Source organism: Campylobacter sp. CH246 (genome assembly GCF_004378835.1).
Classification (GTDB): domain Bacteria; phylum Campylobacterota; class Campylobacteria; order Campylobacterales; family Campylobacteraceae; genus Campylobacter_D; species Campylobacter_D jejuni.
Genome location: NZ_RYYA01000007.1, coordinates 1 through 20,273, shown reverse-complemented (window position 1 = coordinate 20,273; position 20,273 = coordinate 1). Strand labels below are relative to the sequence as shown.

The window sequence follows — 20,273 nt, the reverse complement described above, 5'->3', positions numbered from 1 at the left end:
ATGGGGGGGGGATAGATGAATTTTCAAGTAAAAACCTTAGAAACTTTCAATCCTTTTGAAAGTTTAAATCACGAACAAGCAAACACAGAACAAATTCTTGATTTTAGAGTTATAGATTTTAAACTTCTGTGTTCTAGTGTAAAACCAGCGAAAACAAAAACTTATGAAAGAAAAGATTTTGATTTGTTTTATGCAGATGATTTTTTTGTAAAAAACTATAATACCATAATACAAAAATTTCTTATAGAAATTTATCCAAAAAAAAGTTTTCCTTTTACAGTCAAACTTAGATCCAACTCCAACCTAACCCATCTAAAAGCCAGTATCAACCTTACAGAAAATTTTAAATATTACCCTAATTTAAAATTTGATATTTTGCAAAATATCTACAAAATAATGATCAAGCAAAAATTTTTAATCTTAAGACTTGATAAAAATTTATTTACAAAAATCGATGATTTTATCTTATCAATACAAAAAAATCCATCTATTAAAGAATTAGAGCTTGAAATTGCCAAAGGTGTAGATAAAATTGAACATAAAAGTGATGAAATTATCTATCATCGAAATGTTGAAGAAGTGTGTTTTAGTGAAAATGCTAACTATGATGAAGGGAACTACTGCAAACCTATTGAAAAAAATGAGCTACTTTTTGAATACATTTATAGAATTCTTGGAAAAGAAGGTAGAAATTTAAGAGGAGAAATCCTTCATTTAAATCCAATAGCCTTTCTTAATAATCCTTTTATCATAAAAGATGAAAGCATTTATGTAGAAGAACTAGAAGATAGAATTAAATATTTTAGCGCCAATTATGGATTTTTAAATAAAGACCACTCAGGATATAGCGTTATAAACAATTTAAAATTATCGCAAGTAGGGCTTAAAACAACCGGTTCAATCAAAACAAATACCAATGAAAATATAAACTTAGAAATCACTAATTTTGATATAAGCGATGATGCTATTAAATCAGGTATTGTAAATGTTCAAGCTTCAGATATAAAAGTAAATGGGAGCATTGGAGCGACAAAACTTCATGGAAAAAATATCAGCATAAAAGGCTTAACTCATGCAAAAAGCGAAATTTTTGCACAAGATGTTTTTGTTGCAATACACAAAGGAACTTTGCAGGCTGACACTGTATATATAAAAAATTTAGAAAATGGGACAATTATAGCTAAAAATGTATTTGTTGAAAACTGCATGGGTGGAAAAATAGAAGCAGAAAATATTTATATTTGCAATTTACTAACAGATAATACTTTATATCCAAGAAAAAATCTAATCATAGCAAACAATATAAAATTTAAAAACAATATCGTAGTTTCGCCACTAGTTTCTATTGAAAACAACTCAGATACAGAATGCGAAAATCTTAAAAACCTAAGCCTTAAAATAAAAAGTAAGCTTGATGACACCATAAGCAAAATGCAAAATTATTATGATTATCTAATCAAAAATCAAATCAAAATCATCAAACTTCAAAAGACTAAAAATCCTAGTGCTATAGAAATGAAATTTTCAAATCTTTATCACGATATCATAAAAAAATACAATCATCTTAGCATCTTGTATAAAAAACTTATAAAATTAAAATATCAAATTGATGCGAAATTAAATTTCTTAAATGAAATGGTTTACAATGTAAAAATATACATAAAAGCCAAAAATATCGGAAAGGATAATTTTTTAAAATTTTATCCTAAAACAAACACCAACCTTGAATTAAAACATCATATAAATTTAAAAGACTATGAAAAGGTTTTATATCTTGAAAAAGGGCAGCAAGTAAGTTATATTAAATCAAGCCATAATTATAGCGAAAGTGATATAGAAGAAATTAAAATTATTTTTGAAAAATTAGAAAAAGATAATTCCTAAAAATTATCTTTTCATATTAATGGCTTTTTGTATCATCTGATCACTTGTAGTAATACTTTTTGAGCTTGCATCAAAAGCTTTTTGAGTTACGATAAGGTTTGAAAGCTCTGTGCTTAAATCAACATTTGATTGTTCTAAGAATCCACCTTTAAATTTAGCTGTATTAACAACTTGACCATCTTTCATAATAAAGCTTGCATCACCGCTATTTGCCGTTGCTGCAAAAATATTATCTCCCATAGCAGCCAATCCTTGCTCATTGATAAAATTATATAAAGCAAGCTTTCCAACTATGGCATTTTTACCATTGCTAAATTGCGCAACAATACTTCCATCATCGGATATATTATATTGTTCAAAAAACCCTTCAGCTACACCATCTTGTTGTGTAACTACATTTTTTTCGACGCCTTCTTTAATATAAATCCCACTATAACCCGAACCAGGTTTGTTAGCATCATAAGGAGAACCCAAATCAATATTAATTGTTCCACCATTTGGATTTGCAATGCTTGTAATATTGTTTTGAAGCAAAGCACCATTTTTATCAAAAACCATATTTCCTTCAGTCGGATTGCCTACAGCATTGCCATTAGAATCATAAATTTGTGCAATAGCTTTATATTGTATATTATCGCCTTCTTGTGGTAAAACTCTTTCAAGTGTAACCCTTAAAGTGCTTTTACTTCCATCTGCATTATAAATAGGGGATTCTAAAATATCTTTATTGGCTTTTTGTTGCTCTGTTGAAATTTGAGCTGTATCAAGCTTGATGCTATTTTCGTCCAAGCCTTTTAAATCAAGTTCATTGCTTTTAAAATTTAGATTTTCATCTAAAGTCGCTTCAAAGCTTGTTTTTACGCCATTATCATCAGTGAAATTTAAAATGATCCTATCACCCGCTTTAGCACTAAACACATCTTCTTTGCTAACACTACCACTAACTACATATTTTCCATCTTCAGTTTTTGTAATGTTAAATTTACTAGGATCAAGATCTACTTTAACTACTTCTGTTGTTGTGTTAGTATTTAAACTTCCACTCCATTTTACATTTTGAGTTACTTGAGGAGGTAAATACATATTCACAGGTACTTTAATAGCCCCTTGAGAAGCGGTTGTGCCTATACTGAAAGAATTATTTGAATTTACAGTAAAACCATTATTTACTGGAGTTCCTGTGTTAAGATAATCCCCCATAAGCCCAGCAACTCTATCGCTATAGTTAATACCAGTAAAAGCAGGATTCATTGTTCCTAAAACAAAATTTCCATAAGAATCTACCAAATATCCATTGGCATCTCTTCTAAATGATCCATTTCTAGTATAGTAAGCATTGCCATCAGCCCCTAAAACCCCAAAAAATCCTTTTCCTTGCAAAGCCACATCAAATTCGCCATCACTTGCAACAGGAGAACCCTGTTCGAAAACAACTTGAGAAGATGCTGCACCGCTACCATAACCACCTTGAGCAGGGTTGGTTGATTGGGTTGTTATGGTAGTATAAAAAATATCTTTAAATTGAGCATCAGAGTATTTAAAGCCCGTGGTATTGACATTTGCTATGTTATTAGCAGTGATATCAATACCAAAGCTATTGCTTTTTACTCCAGAAATACCATTATAAAATGAATTCATCATGGCTTATGCCTTTTCCTCTTTGTCGCCATCTTCTGTAGATCCAGACCCAGAAGAATCTCCATCGCTTGAACCACCACTTGAGTCTCCACTTGAACCGCTTCCTCCAGTAGATGAAGATGAACCAAGCTTATAATCTGTTATTTCTTGTATTGCATCAAAAGGAACTTCTTGTCCAGCCATTTTTGCATAGGCAACACCATCTTTAAAAACAACACCTTCGATAGGATAGGTTCCGTAATTTGCAGTGATTTTTTCACCATTTTTATTATTATAAACCATTTTAACAGTGTACTCACCATCACCTGCATAAACCCCATCGTTATTTCTTCCTGGCCACTCCATGGTAAATAAACCTTGAGAAATAGATTTAGCATCGCTTTTTTCACTGAAAACAAGTTTATTATTGCTATCATAAATTTCTAACGTAACACCGTTTTCATCAGAATCTTCAGGCAAATACATTTTAAGAGCGATAAGCTCATCTGCACCTGTAAGTTTGATTTTATTATCTGAAACAGTTGCCATTTTACCAATAGCCCCTAAAGCTGAAGTACTCATACTTGTACTAAAAGAATCAGAAAGCTTTTGCATAGTTTCAACCATTTTTTGCATAGTTGTATTGGTATTTTGCTGCATTTCAAGTGCACTAAGTTGTGAAGTTTGAGTAAGCATTTTATCGCTATCCATAGGATCTGTTGGATCTTGATGTTGAAGCTCTATCAAAAGAAGTTTTAAAAACGCATCCTTATCTAAGGTAGCATTTGGATTGCTCACTATTCCTGAGCTACTGCTTGAATCTGTTCTAGTTGTTCCACTAGTACTTCCTGAAGAAGTAGTACCTGAAGTTGTAGCAGTGGTATTTAAATTCCAATCCGATGATGATATCATTATAAACTCCTTTTTATTTAGTTTTTTATTATTTAAGCAATAAGTGTTCCAACTTAAAAATACTTCGCTAAAACAAGCTCTAGATTGACTTTTTCACTTTCATTTTTTCCATCTAAAGCATCTTTAAAACCATATCCACTACGATTTTTTCCTTGATTTTGATTTTGCTCTCTTTTACCTTGATCACTAAAATTCATTTCAAGTCCAGTAAATCCCATATTTACAAGAGAATTTTTAAACTCGGCTTGATTTTGGATAAACAAATTCATTGCATTGGTATTGGAGTTGAAATTGATATGAAGGTTATTACCTCTTTGTATCAAAGTTACCTCCACTTCTCCAAGATTATTAGGATTTAGAGTGATACTAAGTTTAGTAATAGGTGCTTTGTATTGATCCACAGCCTCTTTTAAATCTTGTGAAAAATACTGCAAAGTTTCTTTAGGAGTGATATTGCGAGCATTGTTTTGTGTTACTTTATTTAAATCTTTGACTAAAGAATTTAACTCATCTAAGCTATTTTTATCTACATTTTCACTGTGCGTTTTTGTTTGCTCTTGAGTAAAAGTTTCTTTATTGGTAGTATTATTATTAAAATTTGCATTATTCTCTTTGTTTTGAACTACTTGAGTTTTATTTAAATTTTCAAAATTTAATTTTTGATCAAAGAAATTTTGTTTTATATCTTTATTTTCTTTGTTGTTGTTTTTAGGCTCTTTATTTAGATTAAAATCTTTTTGTGTTAAATTTGAAACTAAATTCTGAGTATCTTTGACAATTTCTTTATTTAAATTTTTATCAAGATTTAAATTTTGATTATTGTTCTTTAAATTTTTATTTTGATCTTGTATATTTTCTTGATTTAAATTGTTTTTTTCTTGATTTTTATTTAACTCTTTATTTAACTCTTTATTTAACTCTTTATTTAACTCTTTATTTAACTCTTTATTTAACTCTTTATTTAACTCTTTATTTAACTCTTTATTAAAATCTTTATTAAAATCTTTGTTTAAGTCTTTGCTTTCTTTATTTAAATCTTTAAGATTGTTATCTTTATTTAAATTATCTTGGTTTTTTTTATCTTTTATATTTAACTCTTCTGTTAAATTTTTTGCAAACTCATCATTTTTGATATTTGTTAAAGTATTTTTAGCATCTGTGGTATCTTCTTCTATTTTTGATTTAACTTTATCGTTTTTTTCATGTTTGCTTTCTTTGGATGAAAGTATGGAATCTAAATTTTTTAAAGTTTGAGAAAGCAAAGAACCGCTATCTTTAGAATTTGTTTTTTGCGTAGAATGAGTGCTTGTAGTATGAGTTGTATTTTCTAAATTGTGATTTAAATTTTTACTCACATTGGAAATTTTATTATTGATGATTTCTTTAAAAACATTATCCACAGCACCCTTAAAAAAATCAGCCTTATCTAAATTTGGAAAAGTTGCTTTAAGATCAAGAAGACGATCTACTTTAATATTTTTTACATTTAAGCCCAGATCTTTAGCTATGTCCAAAAGCTCACTAAGATTTGATGCACCTTTTAAAGCATTAAAATTAGCCTCTGTTTTAATAAGACTTGAAAGTTGAGTAGAAAGATTTGCTAGTTTAACATCTGCTGTATCTGTTTTTAGCTTATCCAACAAAGAAAGAATTTGCATAAAAGAAGCAGATTCGAAAATGCTTATCTTATCACTCTCATCAAAAGCTCCTTTTTGAAGTCTGTTCATCGCTTCATTAACAACTTCTTTTTGACTGATCTTCATATGATCAGGTAAAAATTCATTGGTTTCATCAATAGAATTAAGCAAAGAATTTAAAAAACTTTCCGTATCATCTTGAGTTGAATTTTTACTATCGCTACTTTCATGTTCTTTATTTTTACTCGTTTTACTAAAGGAACTACTAGTATTAGAAGTTTTACTCGGCGTAAGATTTAAAACATCATTTTGCGGAGCTAAATTTGACATCACTTTTCCTTCAAAAAAATTATTTTAAAAATTTATCTACCATTACATTAGGAAATTTTTCTTTCAAATAAGAATCTTCATATACTTTAATCATCTTATCTTCATTTAAAGCAATTAAAATATTTAAAAGCTCTTCTAAATTTTTAGCATTTAAAATTTTTTCTAAATTTTCTTCATTTTCTAAAATTTCTGTAAGCTCACTTGAAATTCTTGCCATTTTTTCGTTTTTATCTGATCTAAAAGTTTCTAAAAGTTCTAAAACTTGAAGTAAAACTTCATTTTTTCTCTCAGCTAAATCGCTTTTAAATTCAATAAAAATCTCTTCATTTAATGGTTTTGACATTTTAACTTCCTTTTTAAAATTTTAATTTCACAAGTCTTTAAAGCAAGAAGTGTTCCAAGTTTTGATGCTTTGTAGTTTAAGTTAAATTTTTGTATAATCTAAGCTTTTAAAAATTTAGCTTTGGAGAAGAAAATTTGGAAAACATTAGAAATATAGCAGTTATAGCTCACGTTGACCATGGTAAAACCACTATGGTAGATGAATTATTAAAACAATCAGGCACCTTTAGCGAAAGAGAACAAATTTCAGAACGCGTTATGGATAGCAACGATATAGAAAAAGAACGTGGCATTACCATACTTTCAAAAAACACAGCGATCAATTACAAAGGTACAAAAATCAACATCATAGATACTCCAGGGCATGCTGATTTTGGCGGAGAAGTAGAACGCGTTTTAAAAATGATTGATGGAGTTTTGCTTTTAGTAGATGCTCAAGAAGGCGTTATGCCGCAAACTAAATTCGTGGTTAAAAAAGCTTTATCTTTAGGGCTTAAACCTATAGTTGTAATCAACAAAATCGACAAACCAGCTGCTGATCCTGAAAGAGTGATCAATGAAATTTTTGATCTTTTTGTAGCCCTAGATGCAAACGATGAGCAACTTGACTTTGCTATAGTTTATGCTGCAGCAAAAAATGGTTATGCTAAGCTTGATCTAAACGATGAAAGTGATAATATGGAGCCACTTTTTAAAACCATACTTGAACGCGTTCCAGCGCCAAGTGGTACAAATGACAATCCTTTACAACTTCAAGTTTTCACTTTAGGGTATGATAATTTCGTAGGTAAAATAGGCATTGCTAGAATTTTCAATGGGGTTGTTAAGAAAAATCAAAGCGTAATGCTTGCAAAAGCTGATGGCACCAAAGTAAATGGTAGAATTTCAAAACTCATTGGTTTTATGGGCTTAGAAAAAATGGATATTGAAGAAGCAGGAAGTGGAGATATTGTAGCTATAGCAGGTTTTGAAGCTTTAGATGTTGGCGATAGCGTTGTAGATCCAAACAATCCTATGCCACTTGATCCTTTACACATTGAAGAGCCGACTTTAAGCATAGTATTTTCTGTAAATGATGGACCATTAGCAGGAACTGAAGGAAAACATGTAACTTCAAATAAAATCGCTGAACGCTTAGAAGCTGAAATGAAAACTAATATTGCTATGAAATACGAAAGCACAGGCGAAGGTAAATTTAAAGTAAGCGGTAGGGGCGAACTTCAAATCACTATTTTAGCTGAAAATATGCGTCGTGAAGGTTTTGAGTTTTGCATGGGAAGACCTGAAGTTATCGTAAAAGTTGAAGATGGAGTTAAAACAGAACCTTTTGAACATTTAGTTATCGATGTGCCTGAAGAATTTAGCGGTGCGGTAATAGAAAAACTTGGCAAAAGAAAAGCTGAAATGAAAACCATGGCACCAACGGGCGATGGACAAACAAGGCTTGAGTTTGAAATTCCAGCACGCGGACTTATAGGTTTTAGAAGTCAGTTTTTAACTGATACCAAAGGCGAAGGCGTGATGAATCATAGCTTTTTAGAATTCCGTCCTTTTAGCGGTGCGGTTGAAAAGCGTAATAATGGAGCGTTAATTTCTATGGAAAATGGCGTGGCTTTAGGGTATTCTTTGTTTAACCTTCAAGAGCGTGGAGTACTTTTCATAGAGCCTCAAACTAAAGTTTATACCGGTATGATTATAGGTGAGCACTCTCGTCCAAATGATTTAGATGTTAATCCTATCAAAGGAAAGAATCTTACCAATGTAAGAGCAAGTGGAAGCGATGATGCAATCAAACTTGTGCCACCTAGAAAATTAAGTCTTGAAAGAGCTTTAGAGTGGATAGAAGAAGATGAACTTGTAGAAGTTACACCTGTAAATGTGCGTGTTCGCAAACGCTATCTTGACCCAACTCAAAGAAAAAGAATGGAAAAAGCAAAATCTTAATGGATTTAAAAAGCTTAGAAAATAATAGACTTTATATACTTAAACGCTTAGGAATCTTAAAATTCCTAAGCATTATCGAAGCCTTACTTGTAGGTTTTTTAGCCTTTGTTTTTATAAGAGATGCCTTAATCGCAGTAATTTTAGCTGTTTTTGTAGGTGTTTTTTTCTTTCGTTTTACAGCTAAAAAACTAAAACTCGCACAAAAAGAATTACAAATTAATGCTTTAAATTTATTTTTGCGTCGTTTTGGGGCAAAATTTAAAAAGCAAAGTTTAAGCCAAAAAGACTTTTTAAAATTAGGACTTACAAAGGATTTGAAAGAATTTAAAAGTCAAAACTGCTTTGAATTTAAGGATTTTAAAATTTATGATATTCAGTTTTTGGACGAAAATAAACGCTTTTTTTGCGGAATTTTGCTCGAAATTTTAAGTGCAAACAAAAATCCTAGCTTTGAAAATGAAGAGCAAATTTATATCAAACTTCAAGATAAAAATTTCACTTTAAATCATGTTTTTTCTAAGGACAATCACTATCTTATCGCCACTCTAACAAATCCTTTTTTCATAGACTTAAAAGAAAGTCTAGAGAAAAATTTCAAAAATTTAGAAAACAATCTCAAGCTAATAGAAGAAAAAATCATCAAAATTTAATCCTCATCTTTAGCCAAATTTTCCAAGCTTTTAAGCCCTTCTTCGCCTATCAAATTTCCACCTTGTAAGTCGCTAAATATCGCATTTAAAGAACTCACTATGGCAGTGGAATTAAAACTTAGATTTTCTATAGCTCTTTCTCTTTTTTTCCATATATTTTGCAAAGCCCTTTTTTCAGCTTCTAACTCTTCTTTCATATTTTGGTAAGTTTTGAGTATAAAAGTGATTTGCGTGTTAAATTCCTTGGAATTTAAGTATTCGTATAAAATGTGATTTTTTTCATCTTTGTTTTGCAAAGCATTTTTGAGTTTATAAGAATTTATAATGCTTTCTCTAAGCACTGCTAAAACACCTTTGAATTCATTAAAAGTACAGATCAAAATTCCTTCTTTAAAATGCGTTTTTTCTTTATCTTTTGGCATAGTTTTTGTAATCAAAACCGCTATATCACTTTTTGCAGCTATGCTGTCTAGTTTAAGTTTATCCAGCCATTCTTTATTAAATTCTTTAGTGCGTTTGCTCTCATACAAAATACTTCCGCAAATATTTCCAAAATTATCCTTTACTATATGCAGACAATCAGCTCCATTTACGCCTTTTGGCACTTCTTTTACTTCATCGCTTAAATACTCACTTTGTATGTATTCTTCTATGAGTAGTTCGGCTGCTTCGCCTTGGAGTTGCTGTGAGCCTTGTTCTATCCTGCGTTGTGCGTCTTCTAGCTTTTGAGCTACACTTTTAAAATTCGTTTCTAGTTCTTTGTATTTAAGATCTTGCTCTTGAGTACTTTTTTGAAATTCAAGACGCATTTTTTCTCTTTCAAATTCCAAATTTTTGCTTTCTTGTTCTTTAAATTCTTTAAAAGCCTCTTCTTTGGCTTGAAATTTCAATCTTTCTTCATTTTCTTTTTGCTCTCTTTTTAGCCTTTCATTTTCAGCCTTTATGCTTAAAAACTCGCTAAGTTCTTTGCTTTTTTTCTCGAGTTCTTCTTGCATGATTTTCATTTCATTTTCATGCTCTTTGTTAAATTTCTCGCTGAATTCTTTTTGGAAATTTTGCTTTTGTATAAGAAGTTCTTGTTCAAATTTTTGCTTTTCTAAAAGAAGCTTTTGGCTTACTTGCTCGCTTATGAGTTTTTCTTGTTCTATCTTTTGAGTTTTTAAATCATTTAAAGCTTTGGTATATTCAGCTCTTTTGGCATTTACCTCATCATCAAATTCTTTTTTTTGTTTTAGCATTTCTTGTTTAGCTTTATCTAAAATTTGAGCATATAAAGCAGTGCTGATATCGATAAAACTTCCACAACTTGGGCATTTGATTTGTTCATTTTGGTTTAAATTTTGCATAAAATTTCCTTAGAATTTTTCCCTAAATTTAACATAGAAAAACAAAGATTATTCTAAGATTGACTTGTTAAAATCATTCTTTTAGAATAATTAGGATTACAAATGCAAAAACACACCAAAATTCACGGCTTTGCTAAATTTAAACTCATCGTTATCCTTGCTTTGATGTCAAGCATAGCACCGCTTTCTACAGATATGTATTTGCCCGCACTTTCTCATGTGGAGCAAAGTTTTCAAACTAATTCTTTTTTAACCCAACTTAGTATTGCAAGTTTTTTTATCGCTTTTGCCTTAGGACAGCTTATATATGGTCCTTTAAGTGATATTTTTGGGCGTAAAATTCCAGCTTTGGTGGGGATATTTTTCTTCATCGTTTCGAGTTTGTTTTGTGTGATTATCGATGATATTTATGCTTTTATCGCTTTGAGATTTTTTGAAGCACTTGGGAGTTGTGCAGGTGTGGTTATCGCAAGGGCTATTGTCAATGACTTGTTTGAGATCAAAGAAGCTGCAGGGATTTTTGCTTTGATGATGGTTTTTAGTTCTCTTGCTCCTATGCTTTCGCCAACTTTTGGGGGATTTTTGTTAGAGTATTTTTCATGGCATAGTATTTTTGCGACTTTGTTTGCTTTGGGAATTTTGCTTTTTTTGATGATACTTTTTGGTTTAAAAGAATCCGCACCTCATCTTAAAAACAAAAAATTTTCCCATCATGAAGCGATGAAAAGCTACAAATTTGTTTTAAGCGATAAACGCTTTTTGGTTTATATACTATGTGCTTCTTTTGCTTTGGCGGCGATGTTTGCTTATATCACAGGATCAAGCTTTGTTTTTACGCAGTTTTTTGGCTTAAGTGAGCAAAAATTTGCCTTGCTTTTTGGGGCAAATGCTTTAGGTTTTGTCATCTGTGCAAATATAAATGCGAGATTGGTTTTAAAATACGAAAGCGAAAAAATTTTGGCAAAAGCTTTGATGATAATGTTTATATCGACTGTGATTTTACTTGTAAATGCCTTTTTTCATCCAAATTTCTTGCTTTTTGAACTTAGTATTTTTACAAGTATCGCTATGCTTGGCTTCATCGCACCCAATACCACGACTTTGGCTATGGCAAGGTTTAAAGAACATAGCGGAACTGCTTCTGCGGTGCTTGGAACGGTGCAATTTGGTTTTGCAGGGCTTATTTCTTTTGTGGTTGGGGCTATTAACGCAAATACGCCGATAATCCTTGCTTTTGTAATGTGTGCTTGCGTATTGGTTGCAAATATGATATATTTTCTAATCAAAATAAAGGATAAAAAATGAAAACAAATAATATCTTTATGGCTTTAGCCATAGTTTTGGCAAGTTTGATTCTAGCTTTTGGATTTAACAAGGCTTTAAGTGATTTTAAAACACTTGAAAGAAGTGTAAGTGTAAAGGGTTTAAGTCAAAAAGAAGTCGAAGCGGATACTTTGATACTTCCTATAAAATTCACAAGATCAAACAACAATCTTACAAATTTATACGAAGAACTAGAACAAGATAAAGAAAATATCATCAAATTTTTAGAAAAACAAGGCGTAAAAGAAGATGAGATCAGCTACAACTCGCCAAACATCATAGATCGTTTAAGCGATCCTTATGGCAACGACACTCAAGCTACATACCGATACATAGGCACTGCGAATTTACTCATCTATACTCAAAATGTAAAGCTTGGAAAAAGCATACTAGAAAACATTTCAAGTCTTGCAAAATTTGGCATAGTAACGAAAATCGATAATTATGACATAGAATACCTTTACACCAAGCTAAATGAGATAAAACCTCAAATGATAGAAGAAGCAACGCTCAATGCTAGAAATGCAGCGATAAAATTCGCACAAGATTCAAACAGCCATCTAGGCAAGATAAAAAAGGCTTCTCAAGGGCAATTTAGCATCAGCAACAGGGATAAAAACACACCTTATATCAAAACCATAAGAGTGGTTTCTACTATAGAATACTATTTGAAAGACTGATGATGAATTTTCAAGCTAAGCTTTAAGGCTTAGCTTGGCACTATGGAATTTTTTCGTGCGGTTTTTTGGAGTGAGAATATACAAAGCAAAAGTATAATGCCATATAAAACACCAGTGGATTTTATGATGTTTTCTATAATCTTGTCTTGATTTATAGTCTTTAAAAGTTCTGTATATTTTTCTCCTAAAACTTCCTTGGTTATATTTGAATTTACATCGTTTAATTTTAAAAGATTTTCTTTATTTGCTACTATCAATGCTTTAGCTGAATTTAACTCTGTAAAAGAAATATTTTGATCTTTTAAATGGAGATTAAAATCATTCTGCAATATGCTTGCTAGATTTATAATAGCACTCGTATTTAAATCATTTAAACTTTTTTCAAATTGACTTTCATAAAGCTTATCTGATGAAAATACACCTGTAAAAGGATTTATAAAATTCGAACTTAAAATCCAAATAGACAAAAATGCAAGATATATGTATAATTTAAGTATAAAATTAATGAACTTAAATTTTGAAATGAATATAAATGCAAGATAGAATATATATATACCAATAATATAGCACAATAAATAAAAAAACCATTCTCTAAAATATGTAATATTGATAAAATTTAAAATTTTAATATAAACAATATAAAAAGTTATATATATTGTTAAAAATAAAATAGATTTTGTAAAAATACTTTTCTTATTTTTATATAAAAACATAATAATAGTTAAAAATACAAACAAACACAAATATATATAATCTATGATTTTAAATCTAAAAAAACTTTCAATAAATATAATATCTAAATACATATATACTTCTAACAATAGATAAAAAAACACTCCATATAAAGCAATCATCCCTATAGTAAAATTCAAAATTTTTAAAAAATCATTATGATGATCACTAGTATTTCTATACACATTCAACAAAACACAATTAAACCATATTAATATATTCTTAAATATATCAGTATTTTTTTCTCTTTCCTTAACATTTAGATTTATGTGATTTTCTTTCTCTTTCACATAAAGTTCTAATTTATGCCATTCTTGAGCTTCTAGGGTATTATTTTGTGTGATTAAAACATCTTTTATGACTCTGAAAGAATCTTTTAAATGTTTGGCACATTTTAATTTACAATTATTATTACGCTGTTCTTCTGTTATTTCTTGTTTATTTTCACACGTCTCATCTTGATAATTATCTTCTATATATTTCTCCACTGATTTAAAATCTAGCTTATCTATATCGACATTGATTAAATTTACAGCTTTTGGTTCTTTAAAATAACAAGCACTGAAATTCGGAGCTTTATCAAATGTAACTCCATAAAAACAAGCTATTTTATTAAATTCACACGCGTGAAAATCAACATAATCTTTAAAATGAGAATTAGTAAAATATACACTATTAACAAATTTAGAATTATGGAAATCAACTCTTTTATTAAAAATACAATTTTCAAATATAGTATCTCTTTCATTATTATAATACTTATTATCAGGCAATGGAGTGCCTGATACAAAGCGTTTAAAATTTACATCATCTTCAAAAATACAATTTGCAAAATCTATACCATTGCAAAAAGCAATTTTATGACTATTATCAATTTTATGTAAAGATATTTTAGATTTAAATTCGCAATTTGAAAAAACTATTCTTTCAAGGCAACTATAGTTTATATAAACTTCTTTTTTAAAAATACTTTTATAGTTTTTTCCTTCATAGCCATAACTATTTTTTAAATTTTCAAGTTCACTTAGGGAAATTGAAGTAGTATCTCCTGCTATTTCACAAGAAAAACAACAAAATGATATAAAATTTTTCATTTTATTTATTTTTTTTAATAAAGTTTCATCTATATTTTCTTTTATTTGTTCTATAAAAGTGTTTAATGTTAATCCGAAATTAAAATAATAAACAATGTTATTTTCTTCTTCTATTTTGTCTATAATTTTAACGCCATTAAAATTATTTTTATGATTTTCTTCTAAAGTTTTATAGATAATATACGGATTTAATGGTTTAGCCAATTCTCCAGCATCTAACTTTCCATCTAAAGTTGCAATTTTTTCTGCATTGATTTCTATAAATTTCACAACATTTAAAGAAATAATTAAATTTTCATTTTCCAAACTCATTATAAAAATACCGCTATTTGGTATCTCTAGTTCGATTTCATATATATTTCTTTTCATTATTTCCCTTCTATGATTTTTATTTCTTCTTCGGTGAGATTGTAAAGTTTATAAACCAAAGAATTGATTTTGTTTTCTAGTTCTTGGGTGTTTGCGTTTTTGTCTTGTTCTTTGGCTTTTAAAATTTCATCGACTGAATTTATAAGCTCATCGGCTATTTTTTGATTTTTAGAATTTATTTTTGGTATGCAAAATTTTTCTATATAAGCTGGTTTAATCCTATAAAATCCACCCCTCATCACAACGCTAGTTTTTTGTAAAAACCACCAAGTTAACGATGAATTTAAAACAGCCATTAAATATTTATAATCTAAATTTTTATATTCTTCGTTTCTAACATAACCATAAATTGTTGTAGTAAAATAAAATTCTCCGAGATTATCTAAAACAAAATGCGTATTATTGCAAATATCGGGACAAAGCAACTTTTCCTTATTAAATAATGTTTGATTTTTTGGATAAATATACCTCCACCATAAATCATCACTAGACAATCTTCCATTTTCTCTAGCCCTCAAAATACTTTCACATTCTTTCAAATACTCCCAAGCCTTTGGAAATTTGGATTTAAGCTCATTTTCATCATAAAGACACATTTTTTTAACATCTGTATTATCTTGTCTATAATAAGGAAATAAAACCATTGAATTTGAAATAGGTTTTTCATATCTATGAAAACTATCACCCATTAAAAGTGGTTTTAAAATTTCTTTTTCTATTTCCACTTCTTTATCAAGCTCTTTAGAATACCCTTTAACAGAATTTTTATTTTCTTGACAATCTTTTAAAAAATAAACACTATCTTTGCTTGTAGCCAAACCTTGAAAAATCTTAGAAAAGATATCTTTTACAGATATATGTTGATTGATTTTTGAAAAAATTTCTTGATTTGAATTTTCTTCAAAACTCCAAAATGAAGAGGATAATTTTTTATTATTTATCATTTTAAAATTTTCCTCTTTTAAGTTAAAAATAAAATTCGACATTTCTTCTTTTGTCTTTATGTTTTTGTCTGCTTGTATAAATTTCAAATGCAAAGAATTGTTTTCAAACCATTGTAAAGCCGTATATGTTGAAGCATCAAAAATTTGAAATTCTTCAAAGGATATGATTTTGCTAATTTTATCTTTTGCAAATTCTCTTAAATTTACTCCAAAATCAGCATTAAACCATTTATGAGGCATTATAAAAGAAATTACACCTTGCTTCTTGATAAGTTTAAAACATTGTTCTATAAACAAAATATATATATCATAATTTTTGCTTGCAACTTTAAAATGTTTTTTATAATATTGCGATGAATTTTTATCTAGTCCTTGTATTCTTATATAAGGTGGATTGCCGATGATGAGATCAAAGCCTTTGAAATTTCCATCATCGTCCAAAATTTCAGGGAATTCAAAACGCCATTCAAAAGGATGATTGCTTTCTAGGTTAAAGATATTGTCGTATTCTTTTTTAAGATTTGCAAATTCTTTTGTGGCTTCTTTTTCATCAAAGTCAAAAAGAGTCAAATTCGCACTAACAAAGAATTTCAAATTTTCATCATCTACAGCTAAGAAATTTCCGTATTTTTTAGAGTATTTTTCGCATTTATCGTTAAAGCCTTTCATTTCTTTTTTAAATTTATCTGCAAAACAGAAATTTTTAAAAGAAATTTTGAGATTTTTTATCTCTTGGTTGATGTGGCTTTTATCTGTGTAAAAGCCTTCTTTATAGTCTTTTACTATGCGTTTGTATTTGTTAATGCGTTCTTTGATGTTAGGATAGTGGTTTAGGCTTTTGCCTGTTTCAAAGTAAGATACCAAAGAATTTCCGCATTTTATGTTTATATCGATGTTTGGTAATGTTTTAAGATCGTGATAATTTTCATCATCAAAGCTTTGATAAAAACTATGTTTTAAAAGCTCTATCCAAAGCCTTAGCTTGGTGATCTCGCATGAGTTAGGGTTGATATCGACTCCAAAAAGGTTGTTTTCTATGATGTCTTTTTTAGTGTGAAAAAGTTCTTGTTGGATAAGATGGGCTTTATCTTTAGGCGTACTTGGGCGTTTATACTCTATAAACTCACCTTTTCTACCCGTGATGAGAATTTCATCGTTTTGCACTTCTAGATAAAATTCTTCATCAAAAAGATTTAGCTCATCATAAATGCTTAACATAACATTTAAAGCAGAAACCAAAAAATGCCCACTTCCCACCGCAGGATCGCAAATTTTTATAGAGTTTAAAAGCTCTTTTTGTGCTTTTTTGTCTTCTTTTCTTAAAGACTTTCTTAGTTCGCTTATATCTTTAGCATCAAGATCAAATTGAGCGTTGAATTTATCAAGCACAACTTTTGTGATGCTTTCTTTGCACATATAAGAAGTGATAAAGCTTGGCGTGTAAAAGCTTCCTTCTTTGTAGCCATTGAGTTTTTCAAACACATTTCCTAAAACACTTGAACTTATGAGTTCTTTTTGGCTTAAAATTTCGCTTTGCTCATCATCGCTACCAAAATCAAAACTATCCAAAAATTCAAACAAGTATTCTAAAAGCCCCACTTGTCCTTTTTTAGCCTTGCATTTATCATCTTTTAGCACGGTGTTTTTATAGTAAAAAAGCTTTAAGTCATTACTTAAGCTTGAAATTTCAAGCGTGTTTTCTATGCTTTGTTTTTCAAACAAAGAAGAATTTAGATAAGGCAGATAAGCAAATTCGCTTTTCTTTCGCGTGCTTTTTTCTTTGGCTAAAACTTCAAAGAAAAGTTCGCTAAGCTTGTCAAAATCAGGGATTTTTTTGAAATTTAAAAATTTCAAATTTTTATCATCATTAAAACGCACCAAATTTGACTCTATAAGCTTTAAAAACAAAATGCGATTAAGCCATAAGATCAAAAGTTTTAAGATGGTTTCAAAATTTTCTTCTTTAAGCTTAGAATTTATAGCGGTGTAGAAAGTGCCTTGCTCTTCTTTGCTTTCTTCACTTTTTGCGATGATGAGTTTTGAGTTTTGTTTGCTCTCACAAAGCCCTAAGATATATAAAAGCTCTTTGTAAAAAGCGTTGTTGAGTGAATTTGCATCGTTGGGGTTAAACTCACTTAGCAAAAAGTCTCTATGAAAAGTTTTATAAATACTTGCTAGGTTTTTAAAATTTGATTTTTGTTTGTCTTTTAAAAACGTCAAGTCAATCAAAAAGCCTTTTAAGTTTTCTTTGGAATTTTCTATGAGTTTGGCTACTTCTTTATAGAATTCTTCAGTATTGCCTTTGAAAAGTGAATTTGGATTACAAAATTCTTCAAAAAGTTTTTTAAAACTTGGATTTTTATAAAAAAGCTCTTCAAACTCACTAATTTTAAAAATGTAAAATTTATAAAAATCTGTGATGATAATAAATTTTAAGCTAAAACTATACTCTCTATTTCTAAAATAATATAAAATAGTCTCGTGTAAGGCTTTAGAATTTACCTTTGTATGAGTGATAAATTCTTTTGAATTTGGCTTTTTAGCCTCAATAAGAACTTCTAAGTCTTTACTAAACTCATCTTTAGAGATGGATAAGTCAATCTCACTTTTGCCTTTTTGCTTGGTTTTGATGTGGGTTTTGAAATTTAACATGGTTAAAAATGGACTAAGTGCATTAGCTACAAGATAATCTTCATTTTCACTTTGCGAACTTTCAAGTCTTTCTAAATACTGCATTAAAGCCTTGTTAAATATATCAAATTCATTTTGAATGATTTGCTTTTTGCGGTAGTATGGGTTGAAAAAATCTTTTTCATTTAGCAAAGTGAAATGCATTTTTAACCTTTATAAAAAATATTTTGTATTTTATCAAATTTTACTTTTATATAAAATTTTTTAAGAATTTAATATATCATTAATACCTTTATATGCTTCCTGTATAGGTTTTTTAATAAAAAAATCATTTAAAATTTGAATAAAATCTTTTTTAGAATTTTGATTTTCAATCAACCAATAAATAAAAGCGTATTCTCCTTCTAATTTTTCATTGTTTATTAATTTATCACAATAATAGTGATTTTGATATTTTCTAACATTTTCTTCTTTTACATCTTTAAATAATTTTAAACATTCTTTATATTTTTCATTTTCTATATCTTCTTCATCATCATTTGAAATTTCAAATGTCAAACCAATAATATCATAGTATTTTTTTTTAAAATAAATATATATACATGGATATATGCTTTCATTCTTATAATCAATAGGATAAAATATAAATACACCATAATTAACACGATTTTCTTCTATTTTATTGCCGATAAAAGTTATATCGCCTATTTTAATTTCCTTGTGTTCAAAACTATTAAAAAATTCTTCTATTATATATTCGCAGATATTGCTCCATTTATGCTGAATAATATCTTTAGCTTTTTTATATTTTTCTTCATTTAAATTTTTAAGCTCTGATTTGTTTTTGTTATATCTATATAAAATCATCGCATTTTTTAAATTTTGCATTTTTATAATGTCTTGAAAAATAAATTCCAATACATCATCTCTTTGAGTATACTCATCTGTTATATACCATTGTAAAATACTTTTGTATTGATTTAAAGTAAAAATAATGTTTTGTATATCAAGAATAAATTTTTGATCTTTGGTTGATTTTTCTTCATATATTTTTATACACTCATCAATCCATTCCTTAATCCACATGTAATCCATCTTCAAATAATAGCTAACATTATTTTCATTTTTATCTTTAATCAAATTTGTCTTTATTGTAAAATTTCCCAAACTATAATCACTAGGACTAGCACACTCATCTTGATGCAAATATATAGTCAATATGTTTTTATAACAATCTTTTATATTTTTGATATTTTTTCTTACAAAATTAATATAATCTTTCAATTGATTTTTTTGATCTTTTGCATAAATTTTATTTTCTATTATAATATATCTTTTATCACTTAATGTTATTAAAATATCTATCCTTCTATTATCTTTTATGCAGGCTTCTGTTTCTACGCTTTTTATATCTTCTATGTTTAAATTTTCAAATTTCGTATTTACTAAACTCTTACCAAGTTTTTCTAAAAATACCTTTGCAAAATTTTTTTGATAATGATCCTTATTTATATCAATTAAATAAGCTATAAATTTAGAATGATAATTTTCTTTTGTTTCAATATTCAAAGCATCAAATATATTTATATCACTCAAACCATTATTCACATCTTTTTCAAATTTAATATCTTCTTCAAGCAATCTTTCAATAAATTTTTCCATGTATCACTTTCCAAATTTTATACAATTTTACATGTAGATAAATTTTTAATTACAAACTAAAAAAACTGATTATTAATTTTATAGGCAAGTTAAGTAGAATTAACAAGTCCGCAATGAGCTACTTTCCCCCTGCCAGTAAGGCGTAGTATCATCACCCACGATGTGCTTAGCTTCTT

13 protein-coding genes are annotated in these 20,273 nt (G+C 28.8%); 5 read left to right on the top strand and 8 right to left on the bottom strand.

Annotation, left to right across the window (positions count from 1 at the left end; translation table 11 throughout):
* Window positions 1–15: 15 nt before the first annotated feature.
* Complete coding sequence (locus ELQ06_RS06215; RefSeq protein WP_052794127.1) at window positions 16–1,884, top strand: flagellar assembly protein A; 1,869 nt, start codon at window positions 16–18, stop codon at window positions 1,882–1,884.
* 3 nt (window positions 1,885–1,887) lie between these two features.
* Here the strand turns inward: ELQ06_RS06215 and ELQ06_RS06210 are convergent, their stop codons facing one another.
* The 4 genes from ELQ06_RS06210 to ELQ06_RS06195 are packed head-to-tail and all read right to left on the bottom strand — an operon-like array spanning window position 1,888 to window position 6,723.
* Window positions 1,888–3,525 (bottom strand): flagellar hook protein FlgE, encoded by a 1,638-nt coding sequence (locus tag ELQ06_RS06210; RefSeq protein WP_052776160.1) that lies wholly within the window; start codon window positions 3,523–3,525, stop codon window positions 1,888–1,890.
* Between the two features lie 3 nt (window positions 3,526–3,528).
* A complete protein-coding gene (locus ELQ06_RS06205) occupies window positions 3,529–4,413 on the bottom strand; it encodes a flagellar basal body rod modification protein (RefSeq protein WP_002805290.1) in 885 nt (294 codons plus the stop codon).
* Window positions 4,414–4,466: 53 nt separating this feature from the next.
* Window positions 4,467–6,383 carry a flagellar hook-length control protein FliK gene (locus ELQ06_RS06200; protein ID WP_134237488.1) on the bottom strand — a complete coding sequence of 639 codons (1,917 nt, stop codon included), beginning with the start codon at window positions 6,381–6,383 and terminating at the stop codon, window positions 4,467–4,469.
* Window positions 6,384–6,399: 16 nt separating this feature from the next.
* Window positions 6,400–6,723, bottom strand: coding sequence for a hypothetical protein (locus tag ELQ06_RS06195; protein ID WP_002824650.1), 324 nt, complete (start codon window positions 6,721–6,723; stop codon window positions 6,400–6,402).
* Window positions 6,724–6,857: 134 nt separating this feature from the next.
* Here ELQ06_RS06195 and typA point away from each other — a divergent pair, with 134 nt between their 5' ends.
* Together typA and ELQ06_RS06185 are read left to right on the top strand one after the other, a co-directional pair.
* Entirely contained in the window at window positions 6,858–8,666 is a 1,809-nt protein-coding gene (typA, locus tag ELQ06_RS06190; protein ID WP_002799607.1) for a translational GTPase TypA, read from the top strand.
* Window positions 8,666–9,316 (top strand): hypothetical protein, encoded by a 651-nt coding sequence (locus tag ELQ06_RS06185; protein ID WP_052797992.1) that lies wholly within the window; start codon window positions 8,666–8,668, stop codon window positions 9,314–9,316. The genes typA and ELQ06_RS06185 overlap by 1 nt, the downstream gene beginning before the upstream one ends.
* Here the strand turns inward: ELQ06_RS06185 and ELQ06_RS06180 are convergent.
* Window positions 9,313–10,662: a DUF2130 domain-containing protein gene (locus tag ELQ06_RS06180; protein ID WP_052797993.1), complete on the bottom strand. Its 1,350-nt coding sequence runs from the start codon at window positions 10,660–10,662 to the stop codon at window positions 9,313–9,315. The genes ELQ06_RS06185 and ELQ06_RS06180 overlap by 4 nt on opposite strands.
* Window positions 10,663–10,764: 102 nt before the next feature.
* Between ELQ06_RS06180 and ELQ06_RS06175 the strand changes: the two genes are divergently transcribed.
* Window positions 10,765–11,967 (top strand): multidrug effflux MFS transporter, encoded by a 1,203-nt coding sequence (locus tag ELQ06_RS06175; RefSeq protein WP_125975071.1) that lies wholly within the window; start codon window positions 10,765–10,767, stop codon window positions 11,965–11,967.
* Complete coding sequence (locus tag ELQ06_RS06170; protein ID WP_002869937.1) at window positions 11,964–12,665, top strand: SIMPL domain-containing protein; 702 nt, start codon at window positions 11,964–11,966, stop codon at window positions 12,663–12,665. The genes ELQ06_RS06175 and ELQ06_RS06170 overlap by 4 nt, the downstream gene beginning before the upstream one ends.
* A gap of 29 nt (window positions 12,666–12,694) precedes the next feature.
* Here the strand turns inward: ELQ06_RS06170 and ELQ06_RS06165 are convergent, their stop codons facing one another.
* Genes ELQ06_RS06165 through ELQ06_RS06155 form a run of 3 tightly spaced genes read right to left on the bottom strand, consistent with a single transcriptional unit; the run spans window position 12,695 to window position 20,097 of the window.
* A complete protein-coding gene (locus tag ELQ06_RS06165; protein ID WP_002896552.1) occupies window positions 12,695–14,860 on the bottom strand; it encodes a pentapeptide repeat-containing protein in 2,166 nt (721 codons plus the stop codon).
* On the bottom strand, window positions 14,860–18,639 hold the full coding sequence (locus ELQ06_RS06160; RefSeq protein ID WP_052854888.1) for an Eco57I restriction-modification methylase domain-containing protein: 3,780 nt from the start codon (window positions 18,637–18,639) through the stop codon (window positions 14,860–14,862). The genes ELQ06_RS06165 and ELQ06_RS06160 overlap by 1 nt, the downstream gene beginning before the upstream one ends.
* A gap of 60 nt (window positions 18,640–18,699) precedes the next feature.
* Window positions 18,700–20,097, bottom strand: a complete 1,398-nt coding sequence (locus ELQ06_RS06155) for a PD-(D/E)XK nuclease family protein (RefSeq protein WP_052797996.1) — start codon at window positions 20,095–20,097, stop codon at window positions 18,700–18,702.
* Window positions 20,098–20,273 lie beyond the last annotated feature (176 nt).